This is a genomic window from Actinomadura sediminis (assembly GCF_042675525.1).
GTDB classification, from domain to species: domain Bacteria; phylum Actinomycetota; class Actinomycetes; order Streptosporangiales; family Streptosporangiaceae; genus Spirillospora; species Spirillospora sediminis.
In genome coordinates this window covers 20503-37687 of sequence record NZ_JBHTJA010000068.1, presented here as the reverse complement: position 1 = coordinate 37687, position 17185 = coordinate 20503, and the positions used below count along the sequence as shown (strand labels likewise).

The window sequence follows — 17185 nt, the reverse complement described above, 5'->3', positions numbered from 1 at the left end:
GGGACGGGCCCGCGGCGCGGGCGCCGGGACGCGAACGCCGCGGACGTCGAGCGCCTCCTCGATGCGGTTCACGACCGTCTCGATGAAGGCGTCGTCGTAGTCGGGACCCAGTTCCCGCCGGGCGGCCAGCGCCGCGGCCAGGTCCTCGCGGGGCAGGCGTGGGGTCGTCATGGTCCGGTTATACGTGCGTCCGCCGCGCCGGGACGTCACCCGGAGGGGGTAACCTCCGGGTCCCTCGCAGGGGGCGGGCGGACGGGCCGGCGGCCCGATCCCGCCCACCCGGCTACCCGTCGGTACACTGCCGCTTTCGCCGCCGAGACGCTCCGGAGGTTCCCGTGAGAGTGCGGGCCCGAATGACCGCCCTGGCCGGGTGCGCGGCCGCCGCGCTCGTCCTCACCGGCTGCGGCGGCGGGGAAGGCGGCCACGGCGGGACGGACGCCGCCGGGTCCGCGCCGCCCACGACGATGGCGCCGCTGCCCGAGGTGTCCCCGGCGGCGGTGAAGCCGCTCGTGGGGCGCTGGGTCGGCAAGGCCGAGGACTACTTCCGGTTCACGGCGGACGGCAAGGGCGTATGGATGAAGGGCGGCCATGAGCTGTGGAAGGGCAGCGTGATCCCCGAGGGCGGGCGCGAGTACCGGTTCTCCTGGGAGGGCGGCGACCCGAAGACCGCGTCCTACTGGGGTGTCACCCTCGGTGAGAAGGGGGACGAGTTGACGTTCGCCGGGACGAACCAGACGTACACGAAGGTCAAGGGATGAGCGAGAGCACCGTGTCCGAGATCGCCTCCGGGGTGCCGGCCGGCGGCGCGTTCGCGTCGCCCGCCGACGCGGCCGCGCGGCTGGCGGGCGTCCGGTACCTGACCGATGAGGCGATCGCCACGACCGTCTTCCTCGCGCAGGCGCTGGGCAAGCCGCTGCTGGTGGAGGGGCCCGCGGGCGTCGGCAAGACCGAGCTGGCGAAGGCCGTCGCCGCGGCCACCGGGTCGGAGCTGATCCGGCTGCAGTGCTACGAGGGCCTGGACGAGGCCCGCGCCCTGTACGAGTTCAACTACAAGAAGCAGCTCCTCGCCATCCAGGCGGCGCCGGAGGACCGGGCCTGGCAGGAGACCCACGACGACATCTTCTCCGAGGAGTTCCTCCTCGAGCGGCCGCTGCTGGCCGCGATCCGCCGCACCGGCCCGACCGTCCTGCTCATCGACGAGGCCGACAAGGCCGACGTCGAGGTCGAGGGGATGCTGCTGGAGGTCCTGTCGGACTTCCAGGTCACGATCCCCGAGCTCGGCACCGTCGAGGCCGTCCGGCGCCCGTTCGTGTTGATCACCTCGAACGCGGCCCGGGAGCTGTCGGAGGCGCTCAAGCGCCGCTGCCTCTACCTGCACCTCGACTACCCCGCGCCCGAGCGGGAACGCGACATCGTCCTGGCGCAGGTCCCCGGCATCGAGGCGGAGCTGGCCGAGCAGCTCGTCCGGACGGTCGGGACGCTGCGGGCGCTCGAGGTCAAGAAGGCCCCGTCGATCGCCGAGACCGTCGACTGGGCGCGCACCCTGCTCGCCCTCGGGCTGGACGACCTGGACGAGGCGGCCGTCGCCCGCACTCTCGGCGTCGTCCTCAAGCACGCGTCCGACCAGGAGCGCGCGGCGAAGGAACTGGGGCTGGGCTGACATGGCGTCGCTCGTCGACCGGCACACCGGGTTCGTGGCGGCGCTGCGCGAGGCCGGGCTGCCGGTGTCGGTCGCCGAGGGCCTGGACGCGGTCCGCGCCATGCGGGCCGTCGACCTGCTCGACCGGGAGGCGCTGCGCGCCGCGTACGCCGCCACCGTGGTCAAGCGGCCCGCGCACCGCCTCGCGTTCGACCGGCTGTTCGACCTGTGGTTCCCGGCCGCGGTCGGGGACGGCGCGGGCGCCCCGCCCGAGCGGGCCGCGCGGACGCTCGGCGCGGACGGGCGTCCCGTCCCGGCGCCGCTGGACCCGCGGGTGCGGCTGCGCCGGGAGGAGCTGGCGGACCTGCTGCTGACCGGGGACGACGCGGGCCTGCGGCAGTTCGCCCGGACGGCCGTCGCCGAGTACGGGCGGCCCGAGGGCCAGGAAGCCTGGTTCTCCTCCGGCGTCCTGCGGGCCCTGTCGCCCGAGACGCTCATGGCGGGGCTCCTGAACGCCGTGCTGCAGGGGCGGGAGCGGGGAGGGATGGCCGAGCGGGTCGCGCGGCGCACCTTCCGCGACCGCATCGCCCGGTTCGAGGACCTCGTCGCCGGGGAGGTGCGGCGGCGCATCGCCGAGGACACCGGCGTGGAGCGGACCGCCCGGCTGACGGTCCGGCCGCCGCTGGAGCGGCTCGACTTCTCCAGCGCGGGCCGCGCCGAACTGGACGCGCTGCGCCGCGAGGTGTATCCGCTGGCGCGGCGCCTCGCCACCCGGCTCGTCCAGAAGCAGCGGCGCGGCGACCGCGGGCGGCTGGACTTCCGCCGCACCGTCCGCGCGTCCCTGGCCAGCGGGGGAGTGCCGCTGACCACGCACTACCGGCCGCGCCGCCCGCACAGGCCGGAGCTGGTCGTGCTGTGCGACGCCAGCGACTCGGTGTCGGCGTTCGCGCACTTCACGCTGCTGCTGACGTTCGCGCTGCGCGAGCAGTTCACCAAGGTGCGGGCGTTCGCGTTCATCGACGCCACCGACGAGATCACCAAGTACTTCCAGCCGGGCGCGGACGTCGCCGACGCGATGACCCGGATGGCGAAGGAGGCCGACCTCGTCTGGATCACCGGGCGCTCCAACTACGGGCACGCGATCAAGGTGTTCGCGGACCGGTACGGGGACGCGGTCGGGCCGAGGACGTCGCTGCTGATCCTCGGCGACGCCCGGTCCAACTACGGGGAGCTGTCCCTGCCGGTCCTGCGGGACCTGGTGGGCCGGGCCCGCCACGCCCACTGGCTGAACCCGGAGCCGCGCCGGCTGTGGGACACCGGCGACTCCGCCGCGTCCCGGTACGGCGAGATCGTGGAGATGCACGAGTGCCGCAACCTCGCCCAGCTCGCCGCCTTCGTGGAGGACCTGGCCTAACGCTCCCGGATGGCGAGGGCCAGCGCGGCGTAGGCGAGCGCCGCGACGGCCGAGACGACGAGCGCGACGTTCGTCCCGTGCGCCAGCGCGGACGGGTCGTGCCCGGAACCGGTCGCGACCGCCCCGACGACCGCGACGCCGACGGACGCGCCGATGTAGCGGGCGGTGTTGTTCGCGCCCGATCCCATGCTCGCGCGGTCGGCGGGCACGCTGTCGACGGCGAGCCGCGCGAGCATCGCGTTCGTCAGCCCGCTCGCGACGCCCGCGACGGCGAGGCCCGGCGCGAGACGCCACCACGGCGCCCCCGGGGCGAACACCGCCATCGCCAGCTCGCTCACCCCGGCCAGCGCGAACCCGGCCGCCAGCAGCCGGCGGACGGGGAGCCGGGCCGGGAGGCGGTGCGCCTGCAGCGCTACGAGGAACGACAGCCCCGACCAGATCGCGAGGACGAGCGCCGCCGCGAGCGGCGACATGCCCATCACCAGGCTCATCATCGTCGCCGAGTACGTCATGACGCCGATGACGGTGAGCCCGGTGACCAGCGCGCCCGTCACCGACAGCAGGAACGCGGGTCGCCGGAACAGCGCGAGGTCGACCATCGGCTCGCGGCGCCGCGCCTGGACCGCGACGAACGCGGCCAGCAGCGCGGCCGCCGCGGCGAACAGGGCGAGGACGCCGGGGCTCGTCCAGCCGGTGCGGCCCCAGGTGATCGCCGCGACCAGCGCCCCCACGCCGAGGCTCATGGTGACCAGGCCGGGCACGTCCAGGCCGCGCGGGCGCTCGGCGCGGGACTCCTCCAGCGCCCGGGCGGCCACGGCGGCGAGCAGCGCCGCGGCGGCGACCGTCGCCCAGTACCAGAGCCGCCAGCCGCCCAGCACGGTCAGCCCGGCGGCGGCGATCGGGCCGAGGGCGATGCCGAGGCCGACCATCGCGCCCCACGTGCCGGTGGCGCGGGCGCGGCGCGGGCCCGGCGCGAAGGAGGCGGCGACGATGCCGAGGCCGGTCGCCAGCAGCGCGGCGCTCGCGGCGCCCTGCACGATCCGTCCGGCGACGAAGGTGAGGGCGTCCGGCGCCAGGGCGCACGCGACGCTGGAGACGGCGAGGAGGGCCGCGCCGAGCACGAACATCCGCTTGCGCCCGTGGTCGTCGGCGAGGCTGCCCACGGCGAGCAGCGCCGCCGCCAGCCCGAGGCTGATCGAGCTCATCAGCCAGATCTGCGCGGTCGCCCCGGCGTGCAGGCCGCGGGCGGTGTCGGCGAGCGTCGCCGCCGGGGCGCAGTAGTTCATGAGCGCCAGCAGGGTGGCGGCGGCGGGCAGGGCCAGCGCGGCGGAGGGGCCGGCCGCGCGGCGCCCGGGTGCCGCCGGTGTCGCCAGGGTCGTCATGCGCACTCCCGTGGTGGTCCGGTGAACGAAGCGGTTCGGTCAATGAACTTCGCGACCGTAGCACGGCTTGGTTCGTTCAATGAACCCAAGCTGGGATAGTGTGGGCGCATGGCACTCGGCAAGGACTACGCGGCACAGGACTGCTCGCTGGCCCGCGCCCTGGAGGTCGTGGGAGAGCGCTGGACGCTGCTGATCGTCCGGGACGCCATGTACGGCGTCCGGCGGTTCAGCGACTTCCTCGTCCATCTGGACATCCCGCGCGCGGTGCTGTCGGCGCGGCTGCAGTCCCTCGTCGAGGCGGGAGTGCTCGCCAAGGACGGCCACGACTACGTCCTCACCCAGGGGGGCCGCGACCTGTGGCCCGTCGTGCACGGCCTCGCCCGGTGGAGCGAGGAGCACATGTCCGCCGAGCCGTGCCGCCTGTTCGTCCACGTCGCCTGCGGCGCCCGCGTGCGGCCCGACGGGACGTGCCCGTCCTGCGGCGCCCTCGTCCCGATGGAGGACCTCGAGATCCACGCCGGGCCGGGCGTCCGGAACCGCGACGACCCCGTCAGCCGGGTCCTGCGCTCGCCGCACCGGCTGCTGGAGCCCATCCGGACCTGACGCCGGGGAACGGCGGCCCGGCCCGGCCCCTCAGGTGCCGAGGGCGCGGGCGATGAGCTCGGCGACGGCGTCCGGGTCGAGGTGCTGGCCGGTCACGCTCGCCAGGTTCTCCTGGTAGATCAGCACCGCCGTGAACGTCGCCGCCGCGACCTCCAGCCGCGCCTGGTCGCCGCGCGCGCCCGGCAGCGCGAGCTCCAGCGCGTGCCGCGCCCGCAGGAACACCTCGCCGTTCAGCCGCCCGAGGCGTTCCCGGACGGACGTGTGCGTGTCGGCCTCGCGGAACAGGATCCGGCGCATCGCGGGGGACGCCCGCAGCGGCAGCCTGCGGGCCAGCCGCGACAAGGTGCCCGCCGGGTCGCCCGGCACCGCGTCGTCCATCCCGCCGCCGGACGCGTCCAGCTCCTCGACGAACGTGCGCTCGTCGATCAGCGCCACGAGGACGTCCATCTTCTGCGGGAAGTAGTGGAAGACGAGCCCCTTCGGGACCTTGGCCCGGCGCGCGATCCGCGCCGTCGACGTGGCCTCGTAGCCGCGCTCGGCGAACAGCGCCTCGGCCGCGTCCAGGATCCGGGTGCGCGAGGAGACCTCCCCGTCGCCGCCCTCCGCCTGGCCGGGGCCCGGCCGGTGCTTCCCGGACGACCGCGTTCTCATCGGCGCTCCCCCCACATGCCGGACGGCCCCGGACGCGCGGGCGTCCGGGACCGCATCGGGTACGGATTCAGGTCGCGGCCGGCGTCCGGCCGCGCGCCCGGGTGGCTCCCCACAGGCCGACGATAGTCGCGACGGCGCCGGCGATCCATGCCGTCCAGGCCGCCGCGTCGGCGCCGGTGAAGCCGAACGCCCACGGCGACACGAAGATCAGCAGGGCGAACGCCGTCGTCGTCCACGCCGTCGGGCCGGGCGCGCCGAGCAGCGCGTACAGGCCGGCGAGGGCGAGCAGGGCGCCGAGCACCATGAGCGGCTGCTCGCCCGCGTCGTCGGCCCACAGGCCGGGGGCGAGCAGTGCGACGAGGCCGGCCACGAAGGCCACCCCGTCCTGCCACGCGAACTTGTCCATGTGCCACCTCCGGGGGGTCGTGCTCCAGCGGATCCGGTACCGGAGAGGCTGCCCTGATTGACCGACCGGTCAACCTGACCGGAAGGACGGTCTCATCCCTCTTTCCGGTGACATGGGCGGCACCCGCGGACAGCCGGCCCGGACCGGCTACCCTGCACGCCCATGGAGACCGATTCGGCGGACGATCCCGGCCCGGGGACCGGCGCGGCGCTCGCCCCGGCGACCGCGCCGCGGCCCCGGCGCAGCCTGCTCGGCCCCCTGTGGCGGCTGATCGACGGGCGGCCCGGCGACTCGCGGGCCGCCGTCGCGCGGCGCGCCCGGATCCTGGTCACGGTCGCGACCGGGCTGGCCAACCTCGGCGGCGCGCTCGTCGTGCTGCTGTTCGCCGTCGTCGTCCCCGACCCGGTCGGGGACGTCTCCGAGCGCATCAAGCTGGTCAACCTGGTCGTCTTCACCGTCTACGTCGCCGCCGCCGTCCCGGTCGGGCTCCTCCTCGGCGAACGGTTCTTCCGCCGCGTCCGGCGCCTGGCCGAACGGCACGACGAGCCGCAGCGCCGCGAACGCTCCCTGCTGCTGTACGGGCCGCTCCGGCTGATGGCGCTGCACCTGACGCTGTGGGGCATCGGGACGGTCGGCTGGGTCCTGATCAACCTGCCGTTCTCCTGGCTGCTCGCCGTGAAGCTCGGCCTGACCAGCCTCCTCGGCGGCCTCACCACCTGCACGATCGTCTACCTGCTCACCGAGCGGCTGCTCCGCCGCGCGGTGACCACCGCGCTGCGCAGCGAGCTGCCGCGCCGCACCGGCCTGCCCGGCGTCGTCGCCCGGTCCGTCCTCGCGTGGGCGCTCGGCACCGCCGTCCCGATCCTCGGCCTGATCACCCTGGCGGTCGGGTCGTTCCTCATCGCGCGGATCACCGTCCGCGACTTCGCCGTCGCGGTCCTCACCCTCGGCGGGATCGCCCTGGTCATCGGCTTCTTCGTCACCTACGGGGCGGCCCGCGCGATCGCCGACCCGGTCGAGTCCGTCCGGCACGGCCTCGCCCGCGTCCAGCACGGCGACCTGGACGTGGAGGTGCCCGTCTACGACGGGAGCGAGGTCGGGCTCCTGCAGGCCGGGTTCAACCACATGGCCGCGGGCCTGCGCGAGCACGAGCGCCTCCGGGACCTGTTCGGCCGGCAGGTCGGCGCCGACGCGGCCCGCGTCGCCGTCGAGCGCGGCGTCGACCTCGGCGGCGAGCTGCGCGAGGTCGCGGTGCTGTTCGTCGACATCATCGGGTCCACCCGCCTCGCCGCGGACCGCCCGCCCGCCGAGGTCGTCAAGCTGCTCAACGACTTCTTCGCCGTCGTCGTCGAGGTCGTCGGCGCGCACGGCGGCTGGATCAACAAGTTCGAGGGCGACGCCGCCCTGGCGATCTTCGGGGCGCCGCTCGACCTGCCGGACGCGCCCGCCCGCGCCCTGGCCGCGGGCCGCGAGCTCGCCGCCCGGCTGCGCGCCGAGGCCCGCGGGGTCGAGGCGGCCGTCGGGGTCTCCGCGGGCGAGGCCGTCGCCGGGCACATCGGCGCCGAGGAGCGCTTCGAGTACACCGTGATCGGCGACCCGGTGAACGAGGCCGCGCGCCTCACCGACCTCGCGAAGGCCACGCCCGCGCGCGTCCTCGCAGCCGGGGCGCTCCTCGACGCCGCCGGCCCGGACGAGGCCGCCCGCTGGGCCCTCGGCGACGAGGTCGTCCTGCGCGGCCGCACCCGCCCCACCCGCCTCGCCGCGCCCGCGGACGAGCCGTCCTAGCGGCGACGGCACGGGCGGGCGCGGCGGCGTCCGGTGTCAGTGGCCGCGGGCGATCCACGCGTCGAGGTGCGGGGCCTCCTCGCCGATCGTGGTCGCGTCGCCGTGGCCGGTGCGGACGACGGTGTCCTCCGGAAGCGTCAGCAGCCGCTCCCGGATCGACGTGATGATCGTCGGGAAGTCGGAGAACGACCGCCCGGTCGCCCCCGGACCGCCCTTGAACAGGGTGTCGCCCGAGAACACCGTGCCCAGTTCGGGGGCGTGGAGGCACACGGCGCCCGGGCTGTGGCCGGGAGTGTGCAGGACGGTCAGGTCCGTGCCCGCGATCGTGACGACCTGCCCGTCCGCCAGGGCGCCGTCCGGGTCGCGGTCCGGGTGCCGTCGCTTCCACAGCATCAGGTCGTCCGGGTGCAGCAGGACGGGCGCGCCCGTGGCGTCGGCGAGGGCGGGCGCCGCGTCGATGTGGTCGTCGTGCGCGTGCGTCGACACGATCGCCGCCAGCCTCCGGCCGTCCAGCGCCCGGTGGATCGCCTCGGCGTCGTGCGCGGCGTCGACGACGATCGCCTCGTTCTCGTCGCCGACGATCCAGACGTTGTTGTCGACCTCCCAGGTGCCGCCGTCCAGCGAGAACGTCCCGGAGGTGACCAGGTGGTCGATGCGGGCCGCCATCAGAGCATCACCACCGAGCGCAGGACGTCGCCGTGGTGCATCTTCTCGAACGCCGCCTCGACGTCGCCGATCCCGATCGTCTCGGTGACGAACGCGTCCAGGTCGAGGCGTCCCTGCAGGTACAGGTCGATCAGCATCGGGAAGTCGCGCGAGGGCAGGCAGTCGCCGTACCAGGACGACTTCAGCGAGCCGCCGCGGCCGAACACGTCCAGCAGCGGCAGCTCGAGCTTCATCTCGGGGGTCGGCACGCCGACCAGCACGACCGTCCCGGCGAGGTCGCGGGCGTAGAACGCCTGCTCGTAGGTCTCCGGGCGGCCGACCGCATCGACGACCACGTCCGCGCCGAACCCGCCGGTCAGCTCCCGCACGGACTCGACGACGTCGGCGTCCTTCGCGTGGACCGTGTGCGTCGCGCCGAGCGACGTCGCGGTGGCGAGCTTGCGCTCGTCCAGGTCGATCGCGATGATCTTCGCCGCGCCGGCCAGCCGCGCGCCGAGCACCGACGCCGCGCCGACCCCGCCGCAGCCGATGACCGCGACCGAGTCGCCCCGGCCGACGTTCCCGGTGTTGATCGCCGCGCCGAGCCCGGCCATCACGCCGCAGCCGAGCAGCCCCGCGACCTCCGGCTTCGCCGCCGGGTCGACCTTCGTGCACTGCCCGGCGGCCACCAGCGTCTTGTCGGCGAACGCGCCGATGCCGAGCGCGGGCGTCAGCTCCGTGCCGTCCTCCAGCGTCATCCGCTGCGACGCGTTATGGGTGTCGAAGCAGTACCAGGGGCGTCCCCGCAGGCACGCCCGGCACTGCCCGCACACGGCCCGCCAGTTCAGCACCACGAAGTCGCCCGGCTCGACCTCGGTGACGCCCTCGCCGACCGACTCCACCACCCCGGCGGCCTCGTGCCCGAGCAGGAACGGGAACTCGTCGTTGATCCCGCCCTCCCGGTAGTGCAGGTCGGTGTGGCAGACCCCGCACGCCCGGACGTCCACCACCGCCTCCCCGGGGCCGGGGTCGGGGATCGTGATCGTCTCTATCCGCACCGGCTCCCCCTTGCCGGGTGCGACGACCCCGCGTACCTGCTGCGCCATGCTCTTGTCTCCTCGTCGTTGCGGTGTCCGACGACCCTATAAATCCCCGCCCCGCCCGTCTCACGCCACTTTCATCCTCCGGAAAAACTCGTTCCGGCCCGGAGGGGACGCGAGGATCTACGCCTTCGGAGGGACACCGGACCCGCTCGGGTAGCGGGTCCGAGATCGCCATTGCGGGTGTGGAGCGCGCGGGAGGGCCGGCTGAAGGCTTGGGGGACCGATCACGGAAGGGGATCCCATGTTCCGTCCCACCGCCCGCATCACCGCCGGCGTCACCGCCGGTCTCGTCGCCGGGACCGTCGTCTCGGGCGCCGTCACCGCCGGTGTGCTCGCGGCCGAGACCGCCCCGCGCGCGGAGCCCGCCGCCGCGGCCGCCGGGTCCGTGCACGGGGACGCCCGGCGGGGCGGCGTCGTGTCGGTGCGGCACCTCGGCGGCATGACCGCCGCCGAGGTCGGCCCGTGGCTGGCGGGCGGGGGCTTCGACACCGCGTCCGTCCGGTACGGGGTGGACGCCTACCGGCTCGTGTACCGGACGGTCGACGCGCACGGCCGGCCGACCACCGCGAGCGGCCTGCTGGCGCTTCCGCGCACCGGCGAGCGGCGGCTCCGCACCGTCTCTTACACGCACGGGACGACCAGCTACAAGCCGGACGCCCCTTCGGTCGCGGACGACGTGTGGGCGCGCGGCCCGGCCGTCGCCTTCGGCGCCGCCGGTTTCGCCGCCGTCGCCCCCGACTACCTGGGCCTCGGCGAGGGACCGGGCGTCCACCCGTGGAAGCACGTGCCGTCCGAGACGTCGGCGGCGCTGGACATGCTGCGCGCGGCCCGCGCGTTCGCGCCGCGCCGCGGGCACGTGCTCGAGCGGGACGTCCTGGTCACCGGGTTCTCGCAGGGGGCGTCGTCCGCGCTGGGCCTGGCGCGGGCGCTGCAGGAGGGCGCCGACCGGCGGTTCCGGGTCCGCGCGGTGGCGCCGATCAGCGGCGCCTACGACTTCCGCGGGTCGGAGCTGCCCGCGCTGCTGAGCGGGGAGATCGCCCCGAAGCTGGGCGTCGCGTACGCGGCCTACCTGCTCACGTCCTGGAACCGGATTTTCGGCGGCGTCTACGGGGAGCCGTCGGAGCTGTTCCGCGCCCCGTACGCGGGGCGCGTCGAGAAGTACTTCGACGGCACGACCCCCGGCCCCGTCATGCTGCGGGGCCTCCCCGGCACGCTCGGCGAGCTGCTCACCCCGCGCGGCCTGGAACTCCTGCGGCACCCGTCGGGGACGTTCGCCGAAGGACTCCGCGTGGACGCCGAGGTCTGCACGGCCTGGACGCCGCGCGCGCCCGTCCGGCTGTACCGGATGGACGGCGACGAGCAGGCGGTCACCGCGAACACCGCGGCCTGCGCGGCGGCCTTCCGGGGGCGCGGCGCGCCGGTGTCCGTCGTCGACGTGGACGTCCGGCTCCACGAGGGGTCGCGGCATCTGGGGTCGAACGTGGCGGCGACGGGCATGGCGGCCCGCTGGTTCTCCCGGCTGCGGTGACGCCCGCGTCCCCGGCTCAGTGGAAGCGGATGACCTGGAGCTTGTCGGCGGTGTTCCGGTCCAGGACGGTGACCCCGGCGGCGGGCGGGACGGCGCCGCCGCGGGCGCTGTCGAGCAGCGGGCGCCAGCGGCGGCAGTGCCGCTGGAACGTCGTGCGGGTGACCACGCGGCCGCGGGCGAACTGCCCCGCCCGCGCCGTCTCGGGGTCGACGTCGATCAGGATCAGGTGCACTCCGCCGCCGTGCAGCCGCGCCATCCACGCGAAGAGGTACAGGATGTGCGGCCAGGTGCCGCGGGTGTGGGCGACGACGCCGCGGCCGCGCAGCACGGCCCGGCCGATCCGCCACACGTGCGTGGTGTGGATCAGCGGGGTGCGCAGGACCGCGGGCAGCGGGCGCAGCCGCCGCGCCCACCAGTTGCGGGCCTGCCCGGAGTCGATCACCAGGACGTCGCCCGCGGGCACCGGTGCGATCTCGTCTCCGCGCAGGCCGTACAGCCGGTTCAGCAGCGTGCTCTTGCCGGCGCCGGGCAGGCCGGCGACGAGCACGAGGGAACCGGCCGGGTAGTGCAGCGCCGGACCCGGATCGACCTCGTCGATGTCGTGGATGTCGCTCTCCTGGCCGCCGGAAGTGTGCTTGAAGAAACGAACACCCCCCGCCGGTTGTTCCGGGCGGGACGGCGGCCGGATGCGGCCGGGCGCGCGCGGCCGGTCACCAGCCCCGGGCGCGCCACTCCGGCAGGGCGGGACGCTCGCGGCCGAGCGTGGAGTCCTTGCCGTGCCCCGGATAGAACCAGGTGGCGTCCGGGAGCCGCGCGAAGACGCGCTCCTCCACGTCGGCGAGCAGCTGCTTGAACAGCGTCGGGTCGCCCCAGGTGTTGCCGATGCCGCCGGGGAACAGGCTGTCCCCGGTGAACAGGTGCGGCCGGTCGGCGAGCTCCCCGCCCGCGTCGTACAGCAGCGCGATCGAGCCGGGCGTGTGCCCGCGCAGGTGGATCACCTCGAGCGCGGCGCGCCCGACCCGGACGGTGTCGCCGTCCTCGACGGGCTCGGCGACGGGCTCGGGCAGCGCCTCGGCGTCGCGGGGGTGCGCGACGACGGGCGCGCCGGTGGCCCGCGCCACCTCGCTCAGCGCCATCCAGTGGTCCTGGTGCCGGTGGGTGGTGACGATCCGGGCGAGGGGGCCGTCGCCGACCAGCTCCAGCAACCGGGACGCCTCGTTGGCCGCGTCCACGAGCAGCTGCTCGCCCGTGGCGGTGCACCGCAGGACGTAGGCGTTGTTGTCGTACGGGCCCACCGAGACCTTCGTGACCGTCAGGCCCGGCAGTTCCCGGACGTCGGGCCGCCCGCCGGGCTCGACGTTCCCCGTGTACGTCATGGGTCCTCCTAGGCGGCCTCGGCGGGCCGCGTTCGATGCCGGACGACCATCTTCCACCATCGGGCGCGGCGGGCACGGTCCGGCGGGGCCGTGCGGGCGCGGCGGAAATGCGTCACGTGACTCAGCCGCAGCGTGCACTGGTGGGCGGAAATCTTCCGGCCGCGGCCGCACCATGGTCACTGGCAGATCAGGTTCGACCGTGAGGACGGTGGGGCGATGCAGGTGGATCGGAGGGTCGCCGCGTCTCGTCCCGGACCGCGCCCGGAACCGCCCGAGGACCTCCTCGGGCAGGCGTGCGCGCTGGTCCGGCTCTGCGGGCAGGACGCCGCGATGGCGGCGGTGCTGCTCACCCTGGTGCTGGTCGGCACCGTCACGCGGCTGGCCGCCGGGCCGCCCGGCGCCGCCGCGCTCGCGCTGCTGCCCGTGCTCGCCGGGTCGTTCGCGACCTCGGCGTCCCTCGCGGTCCGGTCCCGCCGGACGATGGTGGCGGTGCTCGGCGAGGTCCGCGGCCGCACCGGCGCGCCGCTCGACCCGTCGGTGCCGTGGACGACGTTCGCCTCGGCCGCCGCGCTCGACGCGGGCGTCCGCGACCGGGAGCTGCGGCGGCTGCTGTCGGCCGCGCACCGCTGCGGGGAGCTGTCCTGGCGGGCGGTCGCGTGGGGCGTGACGACCGCGGTGCTGTTCCTGTTCTGGACGCTCGCGGCGGCGGCTGGCGGCGGGTGAGCCGTGCTGGACCACTCTCTCGGGCGACCGCTCGCGCACGACCCGGATCACGACCCGGATCACGGGACGGACCACGACCCGGGGCACGGTGCGCGCCCGGGCAGCTTCTGGGCGCGGCTCGCGCCCGCGGACCGGCAGGCGCTGCGGGCGATGGGCCGCACCGCCACCGTCCCGCCGGGCGGGACGCTGTGCCACCAGGGCGTGGCGGCCCCCGCGGTGTACGTCCTGTTCAAGGGGGTGCCGCGTGCGGCGGGCAACGCCGTCGCCAAGGAGTTCGTGGACTCCAGCGAGGGCGACCAGTCGATCATCGATCTGTTCGGGCCCGGCGACCTCGTCGGCGTCCTCGGCCCGTGGGGGCACCCCCAGCGCGGGACGGTCGCCGCGCTCGACCACGTCGTGGCGCTGCGGGTGGAGCGCCGCAAGTTCCGCAGCCTGCTCGCGGCCAACCCGCGGGTCGCCGAGGCGATGATGCACGCCGTCTCGCAGACCGTCACCTACGGCGGCCGCCGCCACGCCGTCCGCGCCGCCGACCATCCGCAGCGGCTCGCCTACCACCTCCTGGAGCTGGTCCACCGGTTCGGGGAGCGCACGCCGCGCGGCCTGGAGGTCCCGCTGCGGCTCAGCCAGGCCGAGCTGGCGAACTGGGCGGGGATCTCCCGCGAGACGCTCGTCCGCTGGTTCCGGCTGTGGCGCGGCAAGGGGATCCTGGACCGGCGTCCCCGGCCCCTGATCGTCCTGGACCCGGAACGGCTGCGCCGCGCCGCGAGCCCCTGGGGGGACGAGTGGCCGGCCGTCGACCACGCCCCGGTCCAGCCGGAGCCGGGCGGGCTCGCCGCGCGGGAGCCCGTGCGGCTGGAACCGTCCGGCGCGCGGCCCGCCGTGTCGAAGCTCCCCGCGGACCATCCCTTCTTCACCGGACGCGACGTCAGCCTGCGCAAGCTCGACATGCTCGTCGCGCAGGCCGAGTGGCCCCGCGCGGTCGTCGTCCAGGGCATGGCCGGGGTCGGGAAGACGGCGCTGGCGCTGCACTGGGCGCACCGGGCGGCCGGGCGGTTCCCGGACGGGATCCTGTTCACCGATCTGCGCGGGACGTCCCGCGCCCCCGCCACGCCCGGCGAGGCGATGGGGCAGGTGCTGCGCGCCGCGGGCGTCCCCGGCGACCAGCTGCCGCGCACCGAGGCCGGCCTGGCGGCGCAGTGCCGGTCGCTGCTGGCCGACCGCCGGATGCTGCTGATCCTCGACAACGCCGCCGGGCCCGAGCAGGTGGGCCCGCTGCTGTCCGCGGCCGCGTCCGGCCTGGTGATCGTGACGAGCCGCCGCCGGCTCCCGCCGCTGCTGCCCGGCGTGGACGTCCGCACGCTGGAGCTGCGGGAGCTGGCGGCGCACGAGGCGGAAGACCTCATCGCGGGCGTGCTCGGGCCGGACGACCCGCGCGTCGCGCAGGAGCGGCGGCCGCTCGCCCGGCTCGCCCGCGAGTGCGGCCGGCTGCCGCTGGCCCTCGCGGTGATGGCGGGCCGGCTCGCCGAGAACCCCGGCGAGTCGATCGCGGACACCGTCCGGGAGCTGACGGCGCACGACGAGGAGACCGCGCCCGGCACGTCCGGCGCGGGCGCGCGGGACGGCGTCCGGGTCCCCGCGGCGCCGGGCGGCGCGCTGCAGGGCGTCCTGAGCCCGACCTTCGAGGTGGCCTACCGGGGGCTGCGGCCCGACCAGCGGGAGGCGTTCCGCAGGCTCGGTCTCGTCGCCGGGCCCGACTTCACCGCCGCCGCCCTCGCCGCCCTGCTGGACCGGGCGGAGCACGAGGCCCGCGACCGCCTCGAGGGCCTGCGGCAGGCGTACCTGGTCCAGGACACCGCCCCCGGCCGCTACCGGATGCACGACCTGCTCCGCGAGTTCGCGCGCGGGCGGGCGCTCGTCGAGGACGACGACAGCGACCTGCAGGCCGCGCAGCGGCGGCTGCTGGCCGCGTGCGGGGCCGGGGCGCGGGAGGCGGGGGAGCGGCTCGGGGCACCCGCGCGCCCGGCGGTCGCGGGCGCCCGGGCGCGGGCGTCCCGGCCGGTCCCCGGCCCGGACGCGCGGGCCGCGGGGCTCGCGTGGTTCGAGGCCGAGCGGCGCAACCTCGTCGCGGCCGTCCACCAGGCGGCCAGGCTCGGCCTGCACCGGACGTGCTGGGAGCTGGCCGACGCCCTGTTCGACTTCCTGCGCCTCCGGCGGTACGGGGAGGACAACGTCGCGGTCCTGCAGGCCGGCCTGCGCGCGGCCCGCGCCGAGGAGGACTGGGCGGCCGCGGCCGTCATGCTGCACGACCTCGCCGTCGCGCACGTCGAACTCGACCGGTCCCTGCAGGCCCTCGGGTACGGGGAGGACGCGCGGCGCGGCTTCCGGGCCGTCGACCCGCCCGACCGGTCCGGGGAGGCCGCGACCCTGGCGACGCTCGCCGACGTGCACGCCGCCCTGGGCCGGTACCCGACCGCCATCGACCACGCGCGACTGGCCCTCGCCGCCCACGGCGAACTGGGGGACGACGGGGGCGTCGCCCAGGCGCACGACACGCTCGCCCGCGCCCACGTGGGGCTCTCCGATCACGAACGGGCGCTCGAGCACGCGGACCGGGCGCTCGCCATGCGCAGGCGGATCGGCGATATGCCCGGCGTGGCCGGAACCCTGCTCACCCTGGCGAGGGTCCACCGCCGCTGGGGAAACGTCCGGGACGCCGTACTGCACGCCCTAGAGGCCCTTTACATCCGGCAGGAACAGGCCGACCAGCTCGGTGCGGCCCAGGCTCTAACGCTCCTGGCGCGCATGCACGCCTCCCTCGGCCAGCGCGACTTGGCCCTGCAGGACGCCGAGCAAGCGTTGCGCACGTACCGCGCATTGGGCGCGCGTCACGGAGAGGCGCGCGCGCTGACCACCCTTGGGATGCTGACGTGCGACGCGGCTCGGTTCGCCGAGGCGTTCACCTACTGCGGGGACGCCCTGCGCCTGCACCGCGACGTCGGCGACCGGCACGGCGAGGCCGAGACGCTCGCGCAGATCGGCGTCGTCCACCTGCGGCTCGGCCGCCACCGGGAGGCGCGCGAGCACCTGCTGCACGCCCTCGAGGTGCGCCGGGAGATCGGCGACCGGCACGGCGAGGCCGGCGACCTCGAGCACCTGTCGGTGGTGATGCGCCGCCTCGGGCGCCCGCAGGAGGCGTTCGTCCTCGGCCTGGAGGCCCTCGACCTGTGGCACCGGCTCGGCGCCCGCGGCAGGCTGGCCGGCACGCTCGGCAGCATCGCCCGCACCTACCTGCGGCTCGGCCTGCCGGAGGACGCCGAGCGGGCCGCGCAGCAGGCGCTCGGAATCCGCCGCGCCGCCGGCGACCGGCACGGCCTCGGCATCGGCACCGACACCCTCGCGATGGTCCTGCGGCGCAGCGGACGTCCGCACGACGCCCTGCGGGTCGGCCTGGAGGCGCTGCGGCTCATCGGCGAGGCGGGCGACCGGTACGCCGAGGGCACCGCGCTGGTGCACCTCGCCGCCGTCCACCTGGACCTGGGCCGCGCCGACGACGCGCTGGAGACCGGGCGGCGCGCGCTGGACCTGGCGGCCGAGCTCGGGGACGCCCGCGAGCAGGCGTACGCGCTGCACGTGATGGCGCGCGCGTCCCAGCTGCGGGGCGAGCACGCGCGGGCGGCCGCGCACTTCGACGCCGAGATCGCCATCCGCCGCGACATGGACGACCACCCGGGGCGGCGCGAGGCCCTCCGCCTGCAGGGCGCGTCGTACCGGGCGCTCGGCGACGCGGACGCCGCCGCCGACTGCGCCCGCCGCGTCCGCGCCCTCGACAAGTGGCTCGAATCGGATCGATCGCTGGAGATGTGACGGAATACGCGGTCCCGTACCGCGCCGCGGCGTTGACTGGTCCACGGGGCCGTCCCCGCCGGGCCC

At 75.9% G+C, this 17185-nt stretch carries 15 protein-coding genes; 8 read left to right on the top strand and 7 right to left on the bottom strand.

Annotated elements, in window-relative coordinates:
• Positions 1 to 353 precede the first annotated feature (353 nt).
• From ACFQ11_RS26475 to ACFQ11_RS26465, 3 genes are read left to right on the top strand one after another with little or no spacing between them, the layout of a single operon-like run.
• Positions 354 to 758 (top strand): hypothetical protein, encoded by a 405-nt coding sequence (locus tag ACFQ11_RS26475; RefSeq protein ID WP_378303324.1) that lies wholly within the window; start codon positions 354 to 356, stop codon positions 756 to 758.
• Positions 755 to 1660 carry an AAA family ATPase gene (locus ACFQ11_RS26470; RefSeq protein ID WP_378303322.1) on the top strand — a complete coding sequence of 302 codons (906 nt, stop codon included), beginning with the start codon at positions 755 to 757 and terminating at the stop codon, positions 1658 to 1660. The genes ACFQ11_RS26475 and ACFQ11_RS26470 overlap by 4 nt, the downstream gene beginning before the upstream one ends.
• Before the next feature lies 1 nt (position 1661).
• Entirely contained in the window at positions 1662 to 3053 is a 1392-nt protein-coding gene (locus ACFQ11_RS26465) for a vWA domain-containing protein (RefSeq protein WP_378303320.1), read from the top strand.
• Here the strand turns inward: ACFQ11_RS26465 and ACFQ11_RS26460 are convergent.
• Entirely contained in the window at positions 3050 to 4435 is a 1386-nt protein-coding gene (locus tag ACFQ11_RS26460; protein WP_378303318.1) for an MFS transporter, read from the bottom strand. The genes ACFQ11_RS26465 and ACFQ11_RS26460 overlap by 4 nt on opposite strands.
• Positions 4436 to 4543: 108 nt before the next feature.
• Between ACFQ11_RS26460 and ACFQ11_RS26455 the strand changes: the two genes are divergently transcribed.
• A complete protein-coding gene (locus ACFQ11_RS26455; protein ID WP_378303315.1) occupies positions 4544 to 5038 on the top strand; it encodes a winged helix-turn-helix transcriptional regulator in 495 nt (164 codons plus the stop codon).
• 30 nt (positions 5039 to 5068) lie between these two features.
• Here ACFQ11_RS26455 and ACFQ11_RS26450 read toward each other — a convergent pair whose 3' ends face one another.
• Complete coding sequence (locus ACFQ11_RS26450; RefSeq protein WP_378303313.1) at positions 5069 to 5689, bottom strand: TetR/AcrR family transcriptional regulator; 621 nt, start codon at positions 5687 to 5689, stop codon at positions 5069 to 5071.
• Between the two features lie 67 nt (positions 5690 to 5756).
• Positions 5757 to 6095: an SPW repeat protein gene (locus tag ACFQ11_RS26445; RefSeq protein ID WP_378303311.1), complete on the bottom strand. Its 339-nt coding sequence runs from the start codon at positions 6093 to 6095 to the stop codon at positions 5757 to 5759.
• Positions 6096 to 6257: 162 nt separating this feature from the next.
• On the opposite strand from ACFQ11_RS26445, the gene ACFQ11_RS26440 reads away from it, so the two are divergent.
• Positions 6258 to 7880 (top strand): adenylate/guanylate cyclase domain-containing protein, encoded by a 1623-nt coding sequence (locus ACFQ11_RS26440; RefSeq protein WP_378303309.1) that lies wholly within the window; start codon positions 6258 to 6260, stop codon positions 7878 to 7880.
• A 36-nt stretch (positions 7881 to 7916) separates the two neighbouring features.
• Here ACFQ11_RS26440 and ACFQ11_RS26435 read toward each other — a convergent pair whose 3' ends face one another.
• A complete protein-coding gene (locus ACFQ11_RS26435) occupies positions 7917 to 8546 on the bottom strand; it encodes an MBL fold metallo-hydrolase (protein ID WP_378303307.1) in 630 nt (209 codons plus the stop codon).
• Positions 8546 to 9631, bottom strand: a complete 1086-nt coding sequence (locus ACFQ11_RS26430) for an S-(hydroxymethyl)mycothiol dehydrogenase (protein ID WP_378303305.1) — start codon at positions 9629 to 9631, stop codon at positions 8546 to 8548. Before ACFQ11_RS26430 ends, ACFQ11_RS26435 begins: the two co-directional genes overlap by 1 nt.
• Before the next feature lie 238 nt (positions 9632 to 9869).
• Between ACFQ11_RS26430 and ACFQ11_RS26425 the strand changes: the two genes are divergently transcribed.
• Complete coding sequence (locus ACFQ11_RS26425) at positions 9870 to 11156, top strand: hypothetical protein (protein ID WP_378303302.1); 1287 nt, start codon at positions 9870 to 9872, stop codon at positions 11154 to 11156.
• A gap of 16 nt (positions 11157 to 11172) precedes the next feature.
• Here the strand turns inward: ACFQ11_RS26425 and ACFQ11_RS26420 are convergent, their stop codons facing one another.
• Together ACFQ11_RS26420 and ACFQ11_RS26415 are read right to left on the bottom strand one after the other, a co-directional pair.
• The gene (locus ACFQ11_RS26420) at positions 11173 to 11703 is read right to left on the bottom strand and encodes an ATP-binding protein (protein WP_378303300.1); all 531 of its coding nucleotides are present in this window, start codon (positions 11701 to 11703) and stop codon (positions 11173 to 11175) included.
• A gap of 163 nt (positions 11704 to 11866) precedes the next feature.
• Positions 11867 to 12532, bottom strand: a complete 666-nt coding sequence (locus ACFQ11_RS26415) for an MBL fold metallo-hydrolase (RefSeq protein WP_378303298.1) — start codon at positions 12530 to 12532, stop codon at positions 11867 to 11869.
• A gap of 216 nt (positions 12533 to 12748) precedes the next feature.
• Here ACFQ11_RS26415 and ACFQ11_RS26410 point away from each other — a divergent pair, with 216 nt between their 5' ends.
• Complete coding sequence (locus tag ACFQ11_RS26410) at positions 12749 to 13255, top strand: hypothetical protein (RefSeq protein WP_378303296.1); 507 nt, start codon at positions 12749 to 12751, stop codon at positions 13253 to 13255.
• Between the two features lie 3 nt (positions 13256 to 13258).
• Entirely contained in the window at positions 13259 to 17119 is a 3861-nt protein-coding gene (locus ACFQ11_RS26405; protein ID WP_378303294.1) for a tetratricopeptide repeat protein, read from the top strand.
• The last annotated feature ends 66 nt before the right edge of the window (positions 17120 to 17185 follow it).